This window comes from Bacillus sp. EKM202B (assembly GCF_011066025.1).
Taxonomy (GTDB): domain Bacteria; phylum Bacillota; class Bacilli; order Bacillales; family Bacillaceae_G; genus Bacillus_A; species Bacillus_A toyonensis.
On the sequence record NZ_JAAMNK010000037.1, the window covers coordinates 20,178 to 40,498 of the forward strand.

The following is a 20,321-nucleotide window of genomic DNA, read 5'->3' on the forward strand; positions in this document are numbered from 1 at the left end:
GACTTCGTAGGATCAGCAAGTGGAGCGGTAGTATTAACAGCATTAATCGTATTTCTATCAAGCGTATTAGTATAATAGAAGTTTTGTAACAAAAGATAAATGAAGGGAGAATGAAAGATATGAAAGAGCAAGTATTACAAGTAACAAAAGGTGACTTCGTAGGATCAGCAAGTGGAGCGGTAGTATTAACAGCATTAATCGTATTTCTATCAAGCGTATTAGTATAATAAAAGTTTTAAATTGTACAAAATGAAAGGAGAATGAGGAATATGAACAGTGAACAAGTGCTACAAGTAACAAAAACAGATTTATTAGGATCATTAGGCGGAGCAGTAATATTAACATCATTTATTCTATTCCTTGCAAATATATTAGTATGAGAAATATAAATACAATCATTCAAAAAAAATAAAGACTCTAACGTATTAGTAAGTAGTTAATATGTTGGAGTCTTTTTTGTTTTCCCCACATATATACCTTCAATTATGAATATTTTCCCCTTACTTTAAAGAGAAAAAAGTCGAATTTTATATGTAAGAAAAAAAGAGGAATTTGACAGAAAAGATAGAAAATTTTAAAGGTCAGAAATTGTTAGCCTGCTAACTAATTTCTATAAATTGATGTTGGAAGCGTTTTCGGTTGGTTTTAAGTATGGACCATTTAATCTATTTACAGGGGGATGAAGATATTATGAAACAAAAATCTATGGATACGCTAGCTGCACAAATGGAGGACTTTTTTCCGGTACGTGATGTAGATCATTTGGAGTTTTACGTAGGGAATGCAAAACAATCGAGTTATTACCTTGCGAGAGCGTTCGGATTCAAAATTGTGGCTTACTCTGGATTAGAAACAGGAAACCGTGAAAAGGTATCTTATGTTCTTGTGCAAAAAAATATGCGTTTTGTTGTGTCCGGGGCCCTAGGTAGCGATAATCGTATCGCAGAGTTTGTAAAAACTCATGGTGATGGTGTAAAAGACGTTGCATTACTTGTCGATGACGTTGATAAGGCTTACTCGGAAGCGGTGAAACGTGGTGCCGTCGCAATTGCTCCACCTGAGGAGTTAACAGATGAGGATGGTACATTGAAAAAAGCAGTTATTGGTACGTATGGTGATACAATTCACACGCTTGTAGAGCGTAAAAATTATAAAGGAACATTTATGCCAGGATTCCAAAAGGTTGAGTTTAATATTCCATTTGAAGAATCTGGTTTAATTGCTGTAGATCATGTAGTTGGTAACGTTGAGAAAATGGAAGAGTGGGTTAGTTATTACGAGAATGTTATGGGCTTTAAACAAATGATCCATTTCGACGATGATGATATTAGTACAGAGTATTCGGCATTAATGTCAAAAGTTATGACGAATGGAAGTCGTATTAAGTTCCCTATTAACGAACCAGCAGATGGAAAGAGAAAATCGCAAATTCAAGAATATCTTGAATTCTATAATGGAGCAGGTGTACAACATCTTGCCTTATTAACGAGTGATATTGTTAAAACAGTTGAAGCGCTTCGTGCAAATGGTGTGGAGTTTTTAGATACACCAGATACGTATTACGATGAGTTAACTGCGCGAGTTGGAAAAATCGATGAGGAAATTGATAAGTTAAAAGAATTAAAGATTTTAGTAGACCGTGATGATGAGGGCTATTTACTGCAAATCTTTACGAAACCAATTGTAGACCGTCCAACTTTATTTATTGAAATCATTCAACGTAAAGGTTCTCGTGGATTTGGTGAAGGGAACTTTAAAGCATTATTCGAATCAATTGAAAGAGAACAAGAGCGTCGCGGAAATTTATAAGATTTGTATCCACCAGCAAGAATTCTTTTGCTGGTGGAAATTTCATTTTCATAGGGAGGAATTATGATGAAATTTGTTACATTTCGTCTCCCTTCGAAAGAAATGCGAGCTGGGTGGCTTGAAGGTGACAAAGTAATCGATATGAATCTTGCTAGTGACGGAAAAGTCCCTTCCTCTATGCTCGCCTTTTTAGAGAAAGCGGATGAGTATGTAGAGCTGCTGCGTAATAGTAAGAATCCAAACAAGGGTATATATTCCTTAGAAGAAGTACAATTGACAGCTGTTATTCCTAATCCGGGTAGCATTCGAGATTTTTATGCATTTGAACAGCATGTAAAAACAGCTCGCGGACGAAGAGGACTAGATGTTGTACCTGAATGGTATGATGTCCCGGTTTTTTATTTTACTAACCATCGTGCTGTTATTGGTCCAGATGATTTTGTAATTGGTCCGAAGAAGTCTAAAAAGCTTGATTATGAATTAGAGATTGCTTGTGTAATCGGAAAAGAAGGAAGAAATATTTCTCGTGAGCAAGCAGAGGAATATATTTTTGGTTATTGTATTATGAACGACTGGAGTGCAAGGGACTTACAAGCAACAGAAATGAAGGTAGGGCTTGGACCAGCAAAAGGAAAAGACTTTGCAACTTCATTAGGAGCGTATCTCGTTACGAAAGAGGAATTAGACATTTATCGTAATGGTAATCGATATGATTTAGAGATGACTGCTCACGTGAATGGGAAACTATTATCAAAGGGAAATTTCCAAGATATTTACTATACGTTTGCTGAAATGATTGAACGTGCTTCACAAGACGTGACCTTATATCCGGGAGATGTGATCGGTTCTGGAACAGTAGGAACAGGATGTATTTTAGAACTTGGTACAGAAGAGTGGCTAAAAGATGGAGATGTTGTAGAGCTGTCGATTACTGGTTTAGGTACGTTACGTAATACGGTCAAAAAAGACATGAAAGCAGGTGATGGGCATGTTTTATCGTCACATGGGGGAGCTACCTCATAAACGACATGTACAATTTCGTAAAAAAGATGGAGCGCTTTATCGTGAACAGGTAATGGGAACGAAAGGTTTTTCTGGTACGCAGTCTATTTTGTACCATCATTATATGCCAACGGAAGTAGGTCATGCGGCAGTATCTCATTCTTGTCAGTTGCAGTATGAAGAAGATGTAGCTCTTGCACATCGTCATTTTCGCACGAAAGAAAATAAAAAAACGGGCGATGCAGTAAGCGGAAGAAATTTTATGCTTGGGAATGAGGATTTATTAATTGGAGTAGTGACTCCGACAGAAAAAATGGACTATTTCTATCGTAATGGCGATGGCGATGAAATGTTATTTGTTCATTATGGAACAGGAAAAATCGAAACAATGTTCGGAACGATTCACTATAGAAAAGGTGATTATGTAACGATCCCAATTGGAACGATTTATCGTGTTATTCCAGATGAAGGAGAGACTAAGTTTCTTGTTGTAGAGGCGAATAGCCAAATTACAACACCACGTCGCTATCGCAATGAATATGGGCAATTGTTAGAACATAGCCCGTTTTGTGAGAGAGATATTCGTGGCCCGGAAAAATTAGAGACATATGATGAGAAAGGTGAGTTTGTCGTAATGACAAAGTCGAGAGGATATATGCATAAGTATGTTTTAGGGCATCATCCGCTAGATGTTGTTGGGTGGGATGGTTATTTATATCCGTGGGTCTTTAATGTGGAGGATTTTGAACCAATTACAGGCCGTATTCATCAGCCACCACCAGTACATCAAACATTCGAAGGGCACAATTTCGTCATTTGCTCTTTCGTCCCGCGTTTATACGATTATCATCCAGAATCTATCCCGGCACCGTATTATCATAGTAACGTGAATAGTGATGAAGTACTGTACTATGTAGAAGGAAACTTTATGAGCCGAAAAGGTGTGGAAGAAGGGTCTATTACACTTCATCCGAGCGGAATTCCTCATGGGCCGCATCCTGGGAAAACAGAGGCAAGTATCGGAAAAAAAGAGACGCTTGAATTAGCCGTTATGATAGATACATTCCGTCCGCTTCGTATTGTAAAACAAGCACATGAAACGGAAGATGAAAAGTATATGTATAGCTGGATTGAAGATGGTTCATATACTGTGAAATAAGCAAAAAGAGGCGTGCTCAATAAAGGAGCACGCCTCTTTAATATGTATAATGACACCAAAATAAGGTGATAGAAAGATTCTCAGAAAGAATAATAAGGATATTGTATATTCCGAAAGATTTCTACTTATTTCGACAAAAGTATTGACGAGAAAAAGTGTTATGAGTAAAATAAAAAAGCGAATTAAAAATTTTCAGAAAATTTAAAACTTGGAGGAGTGGACGATGAAGCAAATTTTTCAAAAGAAGCCTATTGCAAAGTTAATGCAAGAAAGTAAGCAAAAAACGTTAGCGAGAACATTGGGCGCACTGGATTTAACTATGCTTGGAATCGGAGCGATTGTTGGAACTGGTATTTTCGTTCTTACAGGCGTAGTGGCAGCAAAACATTCTGGACCAGCTATTATATTATCATTCGCGATAGCCGCATTAGCCTGTGCCTTTGCTGCATTTTGTTATGCTGAATTTGCTTCTTCAGTTCCTGTCTCGGGTAGCGTATATACATATACGTACGCGACGATGGGAGAAGTATTCGCGTTTTTAATTGGTTGGGATTTAATGCTTGAATATTTACTTGCTACATCTGCTGTAGCAAATGGATGGTCCGCTTATTTTCAGTCTTTACTAAAGGGATTTGGGATTCATATTCCGACCATTCTTTCTTCGGCCCCAGGCACAGGAAAAGGTGGAATAATTGATTTGCCTGCAGTCTTAATTATTTTAGTGATGACAGCTCTTTTATCTAGGGGTGTTCGAGAGAGTGCACGTGTAAATAATATTATGGTATTTATTAAAATAGCAGTTGTTCTTATTTTTATCTTTGCTGGTTTTAATTATGTGAAGCCTGAAAACTGGACGCCTTTTATGCCATTTGGTTTAGATGGTGTAATGGCTGGGGCTGCTACAGTATTCTTCGCATTTATAGGATTCGATGCAGTTTCAACAGCTGCGGAAGAAGTGAAACGTCCACAACGTGATTTACCAATCGGCATTATTGCATCGTTATTAATATGTACAGTTCTTTATATCGTTGTTTCACTTATTCTGACAGGAATTGTTCCATACGGACAGCTGAATATATCAGATCCAGTTGCTTTTGCACTTCAATTTATTGGACAAGATGGTTTAGCGGGGGTAATTTCAGTAGGGGCAATCACAGGGATTACAACTGTAATGCTAGTGATGATGTATGGGCAAGTTCGTGTTTCATATGCGATGAGCCGTGATGGGTTATTGCCGAAGCGTCTGGCTAAGGTTCACCCGAAATTTAAAACACCGTTTTTAAATACATGGACAACGGGTATTATTGCAGCATTGATTTCAGGATTAATAGATTTAAATGTATTGGCACACCTTGTAAACATGGGGACATTGTCAGCCTTTGCACTCGTAGCTGTTGCGGTTATTGTGATGAGAAAGACTCATCCGGATTTACCAAGAGCATTTAAGGCGCCACTCGTACCATTTTTACCAGCGTTAACAGTAATTTTCTGTTTATACTTAATGCTTCAATTATCAGGGACAGCGTGGATTAGTTTTGGAGTATGGATGGTTATCGGTATAGCGGTTTACTTCTTATATAGTCGAAAACATAGTGTTTTAAATAATAGTAAAAAAGAAGATGATGTAGCGAATTTATAAGTGGAAAAATCCATTCTAATTCTGTTAGAATGGATTTTTTTATTTGAAAATTTACATTTTTCTGAATCTATTATAAGATAATTGTTGGTCAACTAAAGGGGTGAAAATATGAAAAATACATGGCGTGAGCTAAGGGAAATGGATCGTAACGTATGGATTCGATTTATCGGTGAGACATTGAATGGAATTGCGATGATGATGTTAATGCCTTTTTTCGCATTATATTTAAAAGATAAGGTAGATTCTTTATTACAGGTTGGAGTTATTATGGCGCTTTCTCCAATTGCTGCAAGCTTTGGATCGCTTATAGGTGGAAGAATTGCTGATATATATGGAAGAAAGCCGATTATGATATTTTCAATGGCAAGTAATGCATTATTAATGCTCGGTTTTTTATTTATAGAAGGGTTTATTTCATATGCAATTTTATCTGTTTTTTTAGGATTAAGTAATTCTTTATTTCATCCAGCTGCATCAGCGATGGTTGCAGATGTGACCGCGCCAGAAAAAAGAACCGAAGCATATGGTTTATTGCGAATGGGACACAATATAGGTGCTGCAATCGGTCCAATAATGGGTGCATCAGTAGTGGTGTTGTCAAAGAATCTTGTGTTTATTATTGCCTCTTCTACGATGCTATTTTATGCATTACTTGTACTAATTCTTATCCAGGAGACAATGCCAAAAGCAGCAGATAAAAAAGAAGAGAGTGCAGAGAAGGAATCAGGTGCAGTTTGGAAAGTTTTAATGAGAGATAGGGCGTTAATGATTTATTTGTTAGCAGGTATCATTATTTCTATGGGATTTTCTCAAACAGAAGGCATGTTACCACTTCACTTTGATAATGAAATGAAGGATATTTTTGGAGTTAACAATCCATACCCGTATTTAATGGCGCTAAATGGACTATTAGTTGTGTTGTTCCAGTTTCAAATTTCAAAATGGGCGACAGATAAACCTGTCGGAAAGACGATGTTATACGGGGCGTGTTTGTTTGGAATTGGTTTGTTTTTTATAGGGTGGTTACCGAAGTGGTTTGGAGAATTTAATACAAATGCTACAATTATTTTAGTGACGTTAATGTTCGTGTATGCCGTATATACGTTAGGCGAGATGATTATGTCGCCTGTACAGATGACGTTTGTAGCGAATTTGGCCCCTGAGCATTTGAGAGGAACTTATATGGGAGCAGCGAGTTTGCAGTGGATTACGGGAAGTGCATTTGGTCCACTTCTTGGAGGTTTTTTATTAGATAGATTACTCGGACATTTCTTATTTACAATTTTAGGTGTAGGATGTTTAGTTGCAGGTATTGTATATGTTTCTTTAGATCGCCTCGTGGAACAAAGGCAAAAGGACACACTAACCAAACAATCTTCTTAATAAAATAGGTGACATACACAAAAAGGGGATTTCTACATATTTTAGGTACATAACTAGATTAGGTTGCCATTTCATTTTGTGTAGTTGTGAAGAAAATGAAATAGCAAAGTGTAGAAATCCAATAAGTGGTGTCATTTAATTATTTGTGGAAGTTACATTTTATTTCAAATAGGAACTACCTATTTTTATAAAAAGTGCTAAAATAGAAAAATGAAAACAATTGGTTAGGGTGATTTAATTGACGAAAATTAAATTAGGTTTATTATATGGTGGAAAATCAGCTGAGCATCAAGTTTCGTTACAGACGGCTCTTGCTGCTATTAAAGCGTTAAATCAAGATAAATTCGAGATTCATCCGATTTATATTACAGAGCAAGGTCAATGGGTACGCGGTGAGCGTATTGAAGGTGAAGTAACGGATGTTGAAGCTTTAAAAATGAGCGGTGCAGAAAATTCGATTTCTCCGTTATCATTAAGCACGGAAATTATTCCATCTGCAACTTCTGAGGAAGATGCTATCGACGTTATTTTTCCATTACTACATGGACCAAATGGTGAAGATGGAACGGTTCAAGGGTTATTAGAATTAATGAACATTCCTTATGTAGGAAATGGTGTTCTAGCATCATCTGCCGGTATGGATAAAGTTGTTATGAAAAATATCTTTGCAGAAGCTGGTTTGAAACAAGCGAAATATGCATCTTTCATTCGTAGTGCATGGGAAAAAAATCGCGAAGAAGCTTATGACAAAGTAGAAGAGAAGTTAGGGTATCCTTGCTTCGTAAAACCAGCAAACCTTGGTTCAAGTGTTGGTATTAATAAATGTAAAAATCGTGAAGAACTTGAGAGTGCATTTGAAGAGGCATTCCAATTCGACCGCAAAATTATTGTAGAAGAAAATATCGTAGGTCGTGAAGTAGAAGTTGGTGTACTAGGTAACGACGAACCGAAATGTTCAGTTGTAGGTGAAATCGTACCGAAAAAGGACTTTTATGATTATAAGTCGAAGTACATCGATGGTGATACAGCGTTAATTATTCCAGCTGAAATGACAGAAGAAGAGTCTAATGTAATTAAGCGAGATGCAATTGTTGCATTCCAATCTTTAGATGGTGCAGGCTTAACACGAGCTGATTTCTTCTTAACGAAAGACGGAGAAGTATATATTAACGAAGTAAACACAATGCCAGGATTTACGCCGTTTAGTATGTTCCCTCTATTATGGCAACATACTGGATTACCATATCCAGAATTAATCGAAGAGCTAATTCGTTTAGCGATTGAACGTCACGAAGAAAAACAAAAAATTAAATATACAATATAACAAAAAAGGAGGAGGCACTATTCGAAGGAATAGTGCTTCCTCTATGTAAGGAGTGTTTTCATGATTAATCGAACGTTAAAACAAGTAGAACAGATGATAAATGGTACGGGATTAGCAGAGCAGTATGAGGGAATTACTATACAGGGAGTGTCTATTGATACGAGAAAAATCGAAAAAGGAAATTTATATGTTCCGATTCAAGGTGAACGTTTCGATGGACATGCTTTTGTAGATAAAGCTGTTGAAAATGGAGCTGTTGCTACATTATGGATGAAAGATGTAGCAAATCCGCCTGAGAATCTTCCAGTTATTTTTGTAGAAGACACACTATTGGCATTACAAATGTTAGCGAAAAACTATCGCGATCAATTGGATGTTAAAGTTATTGGTGTGACAGGTAGTAACGGTAAAACATCTACGAAAGATATTGTAACAAGCCTTCTTGCGACTAAATTCAAAGTTCAAAAAACAGAAGGTAATTTCAATAACCATATCGGTTTACCTCTTACTATTTTAAACCTAGAAGAAAATACGGAAGTTGCTGTATTAGAAATGGGTATGTCAAGCCGAGGAGAAATTGAATTCTTATCTAAGTTAGCTCGTCCTAATGCAGCTATCATTACGAACATTGGTGAGGCGCATTTAATGGATTTAGGCTCTCGTGAGGCAATTGCAGAAGCGAAATTAGAAATTGTGGCAGGATTACAAGAAGGCGGAGTGTTCGTATATAACGGAGATGAGCCATTATTAACAAATCGTGTTCCTGAAATGAATTTAGCGACGGAAACAGTAACATTTGGTGATGCGAGAGCAAACGATTACTATCCAACGACTGTAACATTACAGGCAACTGGCACACATTTTAAAATGAATAGAGAAGAAAACATTTCATTCTATATACCAGTGTTAGGGAAACATAATGTGTATAATACACTTGCTTCCATGGCGATTGCGAAACATTTTGGTGTGACATGGGAAGAAATGAAACAAGGTTTAGTAACACTTCAAATGACAGGTATGCGCATGGAAATTGTAAAAAAGGATAGTGGGTTAACAATTATCAATGATGCTTACAATGCAAGTCCGACAGCTATGGAAGCAGCATTCCATTTAATGAATGGTTTAGATGGTTTTTCTCAAAAAATCGTCGTGCTTGGTGATATGTTAGAGCTTGGAGACCAAGAGGTTCAATTTCATTATGAAGTAGGTAAATTAATTGACCCAGCAAAAATCTCATATGTATTCACATATGGTAGATTAGGGGCTCAAATTGCTGAGGGAGCGGAAATTAATTTCCCTGGTGAACGTGTAAAGGCCTATCATAATAAAGAAGAGCTTGTAAAAGATTTACAGGCGGTAGTTGGTAATAACGATGTTGTATTAGTTAAAGCATCTCGTGGTATGAAATTAGAAGAAGTTATTACGATGTTGAAATAATTGGTGAATATAAATAGGGATGATAGTCACGAAAATAGAAGAAACTTATAATAAGCGCTTACAGAGGATGTTAAAAAATAAAAGTGAAGAAAAAAAGTCCTGAATATGAAAATAAGGTAACAGTTGGGTTTGCTTTTTGCACATACAAAACTTATAATTGATAAAGTGTAATAACGTTTAGAAGTATTTTCGTGTAGAAATACGCCCGTTTATATACGTGAGCATTCAGGAAAAGGGCTTTTCCGCCAATTCGGAAAATGCCTTTTTTTAAATGATAAGTATAGGATAGAAAAGGAGAAGTAACATTGACAACATTTCGAGAATTAGGATTAAGTGAATCTTTATTGCAATCTGTTGAAAGTATGGGCTTTGAAGAGGCTACGCCGATTCAAGCTGAAACAATCCCACATGCATTGCAAGGTAAAGATATTATTGGGCAAGCGCAGACAGGTACAGGGAAAACAGCAGCATTTGGATTACCGCTATTAGATAAAGTAGATACTCGTAAAGAAGCAGTTCAAGGTATTGTTATCGCGCCAACGCGTGAATTAGCAATTCAAGTTGGAGAAGAGCTATACAAAATTGGTAAACATAAACGCGTTCGTATTTTACCAATTTATGGTGGTCAAGATATTAACCGCCAAATTCGTGCTCTAAAAAAACACCCACACATTATTGTTGGTACGCCGGGTCGTATTTTAGATCATATTAACCGTAAAACACTTCGCCTACAAAACGTTGAGACTGTTGTTCTTGATGAAGCGGATGAAATGTTAAACATGGGCTTCATTGAAGATATTGAAGCAATTTTAACAGATGTGCCAGAAACACATCAAACATTATTATTCTCAGCGACGATGCCAGATCCAATCCGTCGTATTGCTGAGCGTTTCATGACTGAGCCTCAACACATTAAAGTAAAAGCAAAAGAAGTAACAATGCCAAACATTCAGCAGTTCTATTTAGAAGTGCAAGAAAAGAAAAAGTTTGACGTATTAACGCGCTTACTAGATATTCAATCTCCAGAGCTTGCGATCGTATTCGGTCGTACAAAGCGTCGTGTTGATGAATTATCAGAAGCATTAAACTTACGTGGTTATGCAGCAGAAGGTATTCATGGTGACTTAACACAAGCGAAACGTATGTCTGTATTACGTAAATTTAAAGAAGGTGCTATTGAAGTTCTTGTTGCAACAGATGTTGCTGCGCGTGGTCTTGATATTTCAGGCGTAACACACGTATACAACTTCGATATCCCACAAGATCCAGAATCATACGTTCACCGTATCGGTCGTACTGGCCGTGCAGGTAAAAAAGGTATTGCAATGTTATTTGTAACACCACGTGAATCAGGACAATTAAAAAATATCGAGCGTACAACAAAACGTAAGGTTGACCGTATGGAAGCACCGACACTTGACGAGGCACTAGAAGGTCAACAACGTTTAATCGCTGAAAAACTTCAAAGCACAATTGAAAATGATAACTTATCATACTACAAGCGTATTGCAGAAGAAATGTTAGAAGAGAACGACTCTGTAACAGTAGTAGCTGCTGCTTTAAAAATGATGACAAAAGAGCCAGATACAACACCAATCGCTTTAACATCAGAACCACCAGTTGTTTCAAGAGGTGGCGGTTCTAAAAAACGCGGTGGTAACGGAGGCGGATACCGTGATGGTAACCGTAATCGTAGTCGTGATGGACGCAGTGGCGATGGTCGTAACCGTGACCGTAACCGTGACGGACGCAGTGGCGATGGTCGTAACCGTGATCGCAATCGTGATGGTGGCCGTGATGGTAACCGTGGTCGTAGAGGTGAAGGTCAAGGTCGCCCTGGATCTTCTTCAAATGGACGCGGCGAAAGAAAACATCATAGCCGTCCACAAGCTTAATAAAAAAAGAGAATGCCCTTTGTTGGCATTCTCTTTTTTTATTTCTAAAATTGTACATACTACATAATAACTCATGTAGAAAAGAGGTACGATATGCTTGTAAGGCTTGGGTATGTTGCGATGAGTGTGCATTTGAAGAACGCATCTCCATCTCAAACGATGACATATGCACAGTTTCAACGGATTGATGATCGAGAGGCTGCGATTCGTAAACTTGAAAGAATCGCTAATTCGAATTTGGAAAATTGCTTGCGGTTATTAAAGCATAATAAGGGGCATGATATATCTTTCTTTCGACTTAGTTCTAAGCTTATTCCTTTAGCGAATCATGAGGAGTTGTTAGAGTGGAACTATATTCGTCCATTAAAAGAAAGTTTAAAAGTGCTAGGTGAATACGCAATTCGTATGAATATGCGTATTGATTTCCATCCGGATCACTTTGTTGTACTAAATTCACCGGAGGAAAGTATTTTTAAACAGTCAGTAAAAACTTTGCAGATGCACAAAAAAATGTTAAAAGGTATGGGGATTGCACATAAGCAACGATGTGTATTACATGTTGGAGGAGGTTATAAAGATAAAGAGCTCGCATTAGAACGCTTTATAGAAAATTGGTCTAACGTTCCAAGGGGGATTCAAGAAATGATCATGTTAGAAAATGATGATACAACCTTCACGCTAGCGGAAACATTGTATTTAGGAGAAAAATTAGACATTCCGGTCGTGTTTGATTTGCATCATCATACGATGAACAATGAACGAGAAGATTGGCATGAAGATTGGGCGCGTGTTGTTCATACGTGGGAAACATCTTTGTTACCAGTTAAAATGCATATCTCCAGTCCTAGAGATGAGAAAGACCCGAGGGCACACGCTGATTTTATTGATGTTGATGCATTCTTATCTTTTTTAAGAAGGATTAAGGGAAGTGTTGGGCAAATTGATTGTATGATTGAGGCGAAGCAGAAGGATGAGTCTTTATTTCAACTCATGAGAGACTTAAGTAAACAAATAGATGTGGAAATTATCGATGGTGCGAGCTTTTACATTAAATAAGCTCAGCACCATCGAATTTTTTTGTTAAAAAAGGAGTTAAAATACCACCGGTTATTAATCCTGCTAAATGGCTTATAGGATTGGCGAAAGGATTAAAGAAAGTAAATAATAGTAATATAAGTATCATGATTGAGAAAATAGCAATTTCTTTTGAGTGTGAAGGGCGGTATCGATTGTACAATAAAAATAGTTGGGCGCCTAGTAACCCGAAAATCCCACCAGATGCTCCCGTATGAATGTATTCAGGAGGCATAATAATATAAGAAGCGATATTTCCGGAAATACCGGGAAGAAAAAATAGAATGATAAAAGAAATGTGTCCGAGTTGTTTTTCGATAGAAGAGCCAAAAATAAATAAGCAAATACTATTAGAAAGAAAATGTTGTAAGTCCACGTGTACGAGCAGAGAAGTTATGACACGCCACCATTCTCCTTTAGTGATATATTCATTGTTAGCTGCCATTGGAAAGAGAAAGAAGTCGCCTAACATCATCATGAATAGTTGAATAAGAAGTAAAGAGAGGATGATTGGATTTAAGGAAATGCGAGTGGGTCGTATTAGCATGCTGGTAGTATCACTCCTTTTGCATCAGAATGATTCTCTGTTATTCTTACAATATGAAAGAAGAAAGCTAAATAGAAGAAGGGGATTTCGAAATGATTGTAGGGATTGGAATAGATATTATTGAATTGAATCGAATTGAAAAAATGCTAGATGGAAAGCTTAAATTTATGGAACGTATTTTAACTGAAAGTGAACGTAATGTTGCTATGGAACTGAAAGGGAGTCGCCTTATAGAGTTTGTAGCGGGAAGATTTGCAGCGAAAGAGGCGTATTCAAAAGCGGTAGGCACTGGTATCGGGAAAGAAGTGAGTTTTTTAGATATTGAAGTGAAAAATGATGATAGAGGTAAGCCGCTTCTTATTGCAAATACAGAGCATATTGTTCATTTATCAATTAGTCATAGTAAGGAATTTGCTGTTGCACAAGTTGTTTTAGAAAGCTCGTCACGCTAGTCTGCATATTTCATATCCTTGTCTCATATATTTGAGGTAGCGATAAGGAAGGTACACCTTCCATTCATTTATAGGGGCAAAGGGGCTGAAGTTATGAAAAGGCGTCTGTTTTTAGTTCTTGTCGGTTTATTGACCGTTTTTGTGTTGGCGGGCTGTATGGAAAAGAAACAAGATGATGTCGTGAGAGATTTAGAAGCGAAAGTGAAAGGGATGAAAAGTTATCAAGCTGAAGCGAAATTAACTATTAAAACAGGGAATGAGCCTCAGGAGTATAACGTGGAAATTTGGCATAAAGAACCTTCTTTTTATCGTGTGAATTTACAGAATGCAAAAAAAGATCAGAGCCAAATTATTTTAAGAAATGAAGAAGGGGTATTTGTATTAACGCCAGCGCTTAATAAGAGTTTCCGTTTTCAAAGTGATTGGCCGCAAAATAGTAGCCAGGCCTATTTATATGAATCACTTGTAAGAGATATTTTGCAGGATAAGAAAAACCTTACTTTCGAGAAAACAGATAAATATTATATTTTCAAAACAAAAACAAACTATCAACATCAAAATATGTTACCGAAACAAGAGATTGCATTGAAGAAAAGCGATTTAACACCAGTTTCGGTGAAATTAATGGATAATGATCAAAATGTTCTTGTGAAAGTAGATTTCTCTAAAGTGAAATTCGATGCGAAATTTGATAAAGGTGCATTTGATGCGAAACAAAATATGTCTAGAGCGCAAGTAGATGTTCAAACAACAGCGAAAGAAGACAAACCATTTGCTATTTTGTATCCGCGTGATACGCCGCAAGGTATGACTCTGAAAGACGAAAAAGAGTTGAAGACAGACAGTGGCAAGCGTGCGATACTCACATACACTGGAAATAAGAAATCCTTTACCTTAATACAAGAAAAGGCAAAAGTTGCAGAGGCTTCGTCAGCGGTAAGTGTAAGTGGAGAGCCGGTTGATCTTGGGTTTACGATTGGTGCATTGACGAAAGAATCTGTAACGTGGTCACATAACGGAGTAGAATATATGCTCGTGTCTAAAGGTTTAGAGCCGAATGAGTTGTTAATGGTAGCTCGTTCAGTTACAGCGAAGCAGGTGAAGTAAACTTCTTAGACGTGGTGATATATGTGCACCACGTCTTTTCTTAGTTTGAAGGTAGATTTCATAAAAGAAGCATATAAAAGAATAAGCTTCGCATATCGTGTATAAGGAAGTGTATTTATGGAAGAAGCGTCATTTTACCGTGATACTTGGGTGGAAGTGGATTTAGATGCGATTTATAACAATATTACGCATATTAAAGAGTTCATTCCGAGTAATGTTGAGATTTTTGCTGTAGTTAAAGCGAATGCATATGGGCACGATTATGTACCGGTGGCTAAAACGGCATTAGAAGCAGGTGCAACAAGATTAGCAGTTGCTTTTTTAGATGAAGCCTTAGTTCTTAGAAGGGCTGGTATTACCGTACCAATTTTAGTGCTAGGTCCTTCCCCGCCTCGAGATATAAATGTAGCTGCTGAAAATGATGTAGCATTAACTGTTTTTCAAAAAGAATGGGTGGAAGAAGCCATCAAACTATGGGATGGTTCATCTATAATGAAATTCCATATTAATTTTGATAGTGGTATGGGGAGAATTGGAATACGCGAACGCAAAGAATTAAAAGAATTCTTAAAGAGTTTAGAAGGTGCACCATTTTTAGAGTTAGAAGGGGTATATACGCATTTTGCAACAGCAGATGAGGTTGAGACTTCGTATTTTGATAAGCAATATAACACGTTCTTGCAGCAGTTAAGTTGGTTGAAGGAATTCGGAGTGGATCCTAAATTTGTCCATACAGCTAATAGTGCTGCAACTTTACGTTTTCAAGGAATTACATTTAATGCATTACGAATTGGTATTGCGATGTATGGATTATCCCCATCTGTAGAAATACGTCCTTTTTTACCATTTAAATTAGAACCGGCGTTATCATTGCATACGAAAGTTGCTCATATTAAACAGGTGATTAAAGGGGATGGAATTAGTTATAACGTCACTTACCGAACAAAAACTGAAGAATGGATTGCAACTGTTGCGATTGGATATGCAGATGGCTGGCTTAGAAGATTACAAGGATTTGAAGTGCTTGTGGATGGTAAAAGAGTACCGATTGTAGGGAGAGTAACAATGGATCAATTCATGATTCATCTTCCTTGTGAAGTCCCGCTTGGTACGAAAGTTACACTCATTGGACGACAAGGTGATGAATATATTAGCGCTACAGAGGTTGCTGAATATTCCGGGACTATTAATTATGAAATTATTGCAACGATTAGTTTCCGTGTGCCGAGAATATTTATACGACATGGTAAAGTTGTAGAAATCATCAATTATTTGAATAATATATAGAAGATCATCTAATTTGCTTCTTGTCATTTAAGTGAGCTTTTTATTGATGGAGAATATGCTCTTTTTTGATGAGAAGCTTTTACTTATAATCACTTTTAATATAAGTTTTGCAGAGGAATTCTTTTGTTCCTTGTTTAAAATAAGATGAAAAATAATAGAAGATGAATGTTTTTCCTGTGAATTGGAAAACATAAGCAAGGAATAAGGAAGTCTTTGCAACAGGCTCCATACAATGGTATTATTACAATAGGTGTCATATATATATTTGGGTGTGTAGTTGACGGTGGAGGTGTATTTTTGTGTCCGAATCAAGTGTAACTACTGAAATCGTGGTTCGGTTGCCAAAGCAAATGGTAACGGAATTGGACGGAATTGGAAAACAAGAGAATAAGAATCGCCATGAACTAATTTGCCAGGCAACACAACTGTTATTGCGTCAACATAAGACGAAGAAACGCTACCAACATGAATCAATGCGACGTGGGTACATTGAAATGGGAAAAATTAATCTTGGTATTGCATCTGAAGCTTTCTTAGCAGAGTATGAAGCAGCTCATACGGTAGAACGCTTAGTTAGCGGGGGGTAATATTTTGATTGTAAAACGCGGCGACGTGTATTTTGCAGACCTTTCCCCAGTTGTTGGTTCTGAGCAAGGAGGCGTTCGTCCGGTTCTTGTCATTCAAAATGACATCGGAAATCGTTTTAGTCCAACGGTGATTGTAGCGGCTATTACTGCACAGATTCAAAAAGCGAAATTACCCACTCATGTGGAAATTGATGCGAAAAAGTATGGATTTGAGAGAGATTCTGTTATTTTACTTGAGCAGATTCGAACAATCGATAAGCAACGCTTAACGGACAAAATCACTCATTTGGATGAAGTGATGATGATTCGTGTAGATGAAGCGTTACAAATTAGTTTAGGACTAATAGATTTTTAAATCGGCAGTTTAAGTTGCTCTCTTTGAAGGGCAACTTTTTTTTATTATAGAGGAGGTTACGGTTATATATGGAAATGGTAGATAATCGACAAGCGTTAATGAAAATGTTAGTGAAAGAATTAGGCTTTACCGAAAAGCAAGTTCGTCATGTTATTCAATTAACAGAAGAAGGTAACACAGTTCCATTTATTGCTCGTTACCGAAAAGAATGGACAGGCTCTTTAGATGAGGTGCAAATTCGTGCAATCTTAGAGAGATGGCAATATATGATGCAGCTTGAAGATAGGAAAGAAGAGGTTCTTCGTCTTATTGGTGAAAAGGGTAAGCTAACCGAAGAGTTGCGCCGTCATATTGTTGCCGCAACGAAACTACAGGAAGTAGAAGATTTATATCGTCCTTATAAAGAGAAAAGAAGAACGAAAGCGACGATTGCAAAAGAAAAAGGATTAGAACCGCTAGCTGAATGGTTATTGTTATATAAAAAAGAAGATCCGGCTAAAAAGGCTATGGAATTTGTTAATGCAGAAAAAGAAGTGGAATCTGCAGAAGAGGCGTTGCAAGGTGCGCAAGACATTATTGCAGAAATCGTTTCAGATGAAGCTGCGTATCGTAGTTGGATTCGGAATGTTACTTTTAGAAAAGGTGTTATGTCTTCGGTTGTAAAAGACGAAGAAAAAGATGAAAAGAATATATATGAAATGTATTACAGTTATGAAGAACCGTTGCAAAAAGTAGTACCGCATCGTGTATTAGCGATGAATCGCGGTGAGAAAGAAGATATATTGAGAGTTTCTGTTGTTCCACCAGTAGATGAGATAATAACTTTCTTATATAAGAAAGTAATCCGTGATAACAATTCAAAAAGTGCGCATTATGTACAATTAGCGATTGAGGATGGTTATAAACGATTAATTCAATCTTCGATTGAAAGAGAAATTCGAAAAGAATTAACAGAAACAGCTGAAGAACAAGCGATACATATTTTCTCTGAGAACTTACGTAATTTATTATTACAACCTCCAATGAAAGGGAAGGTTGTGCTAGCCGTAGACCCTGCATATAGAACTGGTTGTAAATTAGCTGTAGTAGATGATACGGGGAAAGTTCTATATATCGATGTTATTTATCCGCATCCACCTGTTCGTAAATATGATGATGCAAAAAAGAAAGTTCTTTCTATTATAGATAAATATCAAGTTGAAATGATTGCAATTGGGAACGGCACAGCTTCTAGAGAAACGGAAGAGTTTATAGTAGATGTATTACAAAGTGTGAAACAGGATGTTTTTTATATTATTGTAAATGAAGCAGGGGCAAGTGTGTATTCGGCTTCCGATTTAGCTCGTGAGGAATTCCCTGATTTCCAAGTTGAAGAAAGAAGCGCGGTTTCAATTGGAAGACGCCTGCAAGATCCACTTGCTGAGCTCGTGAAAATTGACCCTAAATCGGTAGGGGTGGGGCAATATCAACATGATGTAACTCAAAAGAGATTAAATGAATCGTTAACATTTGTGGTAGAGACAGCGGTTAACCAAGTTGGTGTGAATGTAAATACAGCTTCAGTTGCATTGTTACAATATGTTTCGGGGTTATCAAAAACAGTTGCGAAAAATATTGTAGCTAAGCGTGAGGAAGATGGGAAATTTACGAAGCGTACTGAATTAAAGAAAATCCCTCGTTTAGGTGCGAAAACATATGAACAGTGTATTGGGTTTTTACGTATATTAGAAGGCGCGAATCCGTTAGATCGTACAGGGATCCATCCAGAACAATATAAAAATGTCGAATTGCTACTAAAGAGTCTAGGGTTATCGAAGAATGATGTAGGGAAACCGAACTTGCAGGAGAGTTTAGAGGGAGTGGATGTTTCTAAATTATCTCAAGAGACGGAGATCGGTGAGCCGACATTGGTTGATATTATTGATGCCTTAATTAGTCCAGAGCGAGACATGAGGGATGAATTGCCAAAACCACTTCTGAAAAAAGGGATTTTGAAATTAGAAGATTTACAGCGTGGTATGGAACTGGAAGGGACAGTTCGTAACGTTGTTGATTTTGGTGCTTTTGTTGACATTGGTGTAAAACAAGATGGTTTAGTGCATATTTCTAAATTAAGCAAACAGTTTGTAAAGCATCCATTAGATGTTGTATCTGTAGGGCAAATCGTAAAAGTATGGGTAGATGATATTGATACAAAAAAAGGTCGTGTTGCATTATCTATGTTACCGATTGAATAGTAAGAAAAGAGAGCAGATAAAACTGCTCTTTTTTTATGGAGTAGAAAGTGTAATGGATTATGAGCTTTGATGTATTTTGCTATAATAAAACCAGCATTCATTTAGCAATTTAATTTGATACCGGTTTTTTTCAAAATATGCACGTTGCATTTGTTTTTTTAGCCATGCAGGCATAGGAATCCCTCCTTGTATAATCCTACTCTCAAAAATTTACCTTTGTAGTTAAGGTACTATTGACGAGAGGTTGGTGAGTGGATTTCTATTAATGTCGTATTTTTAGAAACCACGCTTCTTGAATGAGGATGGGTATATGTACTATTTAATATATGTATAGGAAGGGAGAAAAGTGTAAAAATATTTTTTTGTTTAGGAGGAATGAGAATGGATGAGAAAGAAATTCAGCAGCTAGTGGAAGAAGTATCCCTACGATACTTCGGGATGCCATTCTTACATAAAGCGATGTTTAATAATAGATTACGTACAACTGGTGGACGTTATCTATTGAAGAGTCACAATATCGAACTGAATTATCGATATTATGGAATGTATGGTAAAGAAGAATTAGTCGGGATTATTAAACATGAACTTTGTCATTATCACTTGCATATTACAGGGAGAGGATATAAGCATCGGGATAGGGATTTTCGTGAACTATTAAAAAAGGTAGGTGCACCACGTTTTTGTAAGCGAATGATTAATGAAGAGAAGGAAAAGAAGGTTTATATGTATGAATGTATGGAGTGTTCGCTTCAATATGTAAGAAGACGTCAAATAAATACAAAAAGATATGTCTGTGGAAAGTGTAAGGGAAAACTAAAACCGGTAGCGAAAACATCTTGACAGTGAAAACGCAATCCAGTATATTATAAACATGTCACGTTTGTGCAAGATATTGTTAAAAAACATCTTGACTTACGATGAGAAGTTTTATAAGATACAAATTGTCTTCATTATTCCGCAGTAGCTCAGTGGTAGAGCTATCGGCTGTTAACCGATCGGTCGTAGGTTCGAGTCCTACCTGCGGAGC

At 37.0% G+C, this 20,321-nt stretch carries 21 protein-coding genes and 1 tRNA gene; 20 read left to right on the forward strand and 2 right to left on the reverse strand.

Annotated elements, in window-relative coordinates; translation table 11 throughout:
* From G9F74_RS26065 to uvsE, 12 genes are all read left to right on the forward strand, one after another.
* A partial coding sequence (locus G9F74_RS26065; RefSeq protein ID WP_016128221.1) for a DUF3948 family protein occupies positions 1 to 75 on the forward strand: 75 nt, incomplete at its 5' end.
* A 35-nt stretch (positions 76 to 110) separates the two neighbouring features.
* Positions 111 to 227, forward strand: coding sequence for a DUF3948 family protein (locus tag G9F74_RS26070; protein WP_000654250.1), 117 nt, complete (start codon positions 111 to 113; stop codon positions 225 to 227).
* Between the two features lie 42 nt (positions 228 to 269).
* Complete coding sequence (locus G9F74_RS26075; protein WP_001083697.1) at positions 270 to 380, forward strand: DUF3948 family protein; 111 nt, start codon at positions 270 to 272, stop codon at positions 378 to 380.
* 310 nt (positions 381 to 690) lie between these two features.
* On the forward strand, positions 691 to 1,809 hold the full coding sequence (hppD, locus tag G9F74_RS26080; protein WP_000810910.1) for a 4-hydroxyphenylpyruvate dioxygenase: 1,119 nt from the start codon (positions 691 to 693) through the stop codon (positions 1,807 to 1,809).
* Between the two features lie 66 nt (positions 1,810 to 1,875).
* Positions 1,876 to 2,832 (forward strand): fumarylacetoacetate hydrolase family protein, encoded by a 957-nt coding sequence (locus G9F74_RS26085; protein WP_016107392.1) that lies wholly within the window; start codon positions 1,876 to 1,878, stop codon positions 2,830 to 2,832.
* Entirely contained in the window at positions 2,798 to 3,970 is a 1,173-nt protein-coding gene (locus G9F74_RS26090; protein ID WP_000499906.1) for a homogentisate 1,2-dioxygenase, read from the forward strand. Before G9F74_RS26085 ends, G9F74_RS26090 begins: the two co-directional genes overlap by 35 nt.
* 223 nt (positions 3,971 to 4,193) lie before the next feature.
* Positions 4,194 to 5,609, forward strand: coding sequence for a branched-chain amino acid transporter BcaP (bcaP, locus tag G9F74_RS26095; protein WP_000809353.1), 1,416 nt, complete (start codon positions 4,194 to 4,196; stop codon positions 5,607 to 5,609).
* 108 nt (positions 5,610 to 5,717) lie between these two features.
* Complete coding sequence (locus G9F74_RS26100; protein ID WP_016107393.1) at positions 5,718 to 6,992, forward strand: MDR family MFS transporter; 1,275 nt, start codon at positions 5,718 to 5,720, stop codon at positions 6,990 to 6,992.
* A gap of 238 nt (positions 6,993 to 7,230) precedes the next feature.
* Positions 7,231 to 8,316 carry a D-alanine--D-alanine ligase gene (locus G9F74_RS26105; RefSeq protein WP_000161430.1) on the forward strand — a complete coding sequence of 362 codons (1,086 nt, stop codon included), beginning with the start codon at positions 7,231 to 7,233 and terminating at the stop codon, positions 8,314 to 8,316.
* Positions 8,317 to 8,376: 60 nt separating this feature from the next.
* Positions 8,377 to 9,753: a UDP-N-acetylmuramoyl-tripeptide--D-alanyl-D-alanine ligase gene (gene murF, locus G9F74_RS26110; RefSeq protein WP_000610668.1), complete on the forward strand. Its 1,377-nt coding sequence runs from the start codon at positions 8,377 to 8,379 to the stop codon at positions 9,751 to 9,753.
* A 305-nt stretch (positions 9,754 to 10,058) separates the two neighbouring features.
* On the forward strand, positions 10,059 to 11,648 hold the full coding sequence (cshA, locus tag G9F74_RS26115) for a degradosome RNA helicase CshA (protein ID WP_000206605.1): 1,590 nt from the start codon (positions 10,059 to 10,061) through the stop codon (positions 11,646 to 11,648).
* A gap of 93 nt (positions 11,649 to 11,741) precedes the next feature.
* On the forward strand, positions 11,742 to 12,704 hold the full coding sequence (uvsE, locus tag G9F74_RS26120) for a UV DNA damage repair endonuclease UvsE (RefSeq protein WP_000961174.1): 963 nt from the start codon (positions 11,742 to 11,744) through the stop codon (positions 12,702 to 12,704).
* Here uvsE and G9F74_RS26125 read toward each other — a convergent pair.
* On the reverse strand, positions 12,697 to 13,269 hold the full coding sequence (locus G9F74_RS26125; RefSeq protein WP_016107394.1) for a rhomboid family intramembrane serine protease: 573 nt from the start codon (positions 13,267 to 13,269) through the stop codon (positions 12,697 to 12,699). The genes uvsE and G9F74_RS26125 overlap by 8 nt on opposite strands.
* 92 nt (positions 13,270 to 13,361) lie before the next feature.
* Here G9F74_RS26125 and acpS point away from each other — a divergent pair, with 92 nt between their 5' ends.
* From acpS to G9F74_RS26155, 6 genes are all read left to right on the forward strand, one after another.
* Entirely contained in the window at positions 13,362 to 13,721 is a 360-nt protein-coding gene (gene acpS, locus G9F74_RS26130; protein ID WP_016107395.1) for a holo-ACP synthase, read from the forward strand.
* Positions 13,722 to 13,877: 156 nt separating this feature from the next.
* A complete protein-coding gene (locus tag G9F74_RS26135) occupies positions 13,878 to 14,828 on the forward strand; it encodes a LolA family protein (RefSeq protein WP_016107396.1) in 951 nt (316 codons plus the stop codon).
* Between the two features lie 117 nt (positions 14,829 to 14,945).
* Entirely contained in the window at positions 14,946 to 16,115 is a 1,170-nt protein-coding gene (alr, locus tag G9F74_RS26140) for an alanine racemase (RefSeq protein ID WP_016107397.1), read from the forward strand.
* Positions 16,116 to 16,414: 299 nt separating this feature from the next.
* A complete protein-coding gene (locus tag G9F74_RS26145; RefSeq protein WP_000004570.1) occupies positions 16,415 to 16,702 on the forward strand; it encodes an antitoxin EndoAI in 288 nt (95 codons plus the stop codon).
* 4 nt (positions 16,703 to 16,706) lie between these two features.
* Positions 16,707 to 17,057, forward strand: a complete 351-nt coding sequence (gene ndoA, locus G9F74_RS26150) for a type II toxin-antitoxin system endoribonuclease NdoA (protein ID WP_000635963.1) — start codon at positions 16,707 to 16,709, stop codon at positions 17,055 to 17,057.
* Positions 17,058 to 17,125: 68 nt separating this feature from the next.
* Positions 17,126 to 19,294, forward strand: coding sequence for a Tex family protein (locus G9F74_RS26155; RefSeq protein ID WP_016107398.1), 2,169 nt, complete (start codon positions 17,126 to 17,128; stop codon positions 19,292 to 19,294).
* 57 nt (positions 19,295 to 19,351) lie between these two features.
* Here the strand turns inward: G9F74_RS26155 and cmpA are convergent, their stop codons facing one another.
* Entirely contained in the window at positions 19,352 to 19,468 is a 117-nt protein-coding gene (cmpA, locus tag G9F74_RS26160) for a cortex morphogenetic protein CmpA (protein WP_080119625.1), read from the reverse strand.
* A gap of 207 nt (positions 19,469 to 19,675) precedes the next feature.
* On the opposite strand from cmpA, the gene G9F74_RS26165 reads away from it, so the two are divergent.
* On the forward strand, positions 19,676 to 20,134 hold the full coding sequence (locus tag G9F74_RS26165; RefSeq protein ID WP_016107399.1) for a SprT family protein: 459 nt from the start codon (positions 19,676 to 19,678) through the stop codon (positions 20,132 to 20,134).
* A 114-nt stretch (positions 20,135 to 20,248) separates the two neighbouring features.
* Positions 20,249 to 20,320 (forward strand) — tRNA-Asn (locus G9F74_RS26170).
* Position 20,321: the final 1 nt, after the last annotated feature.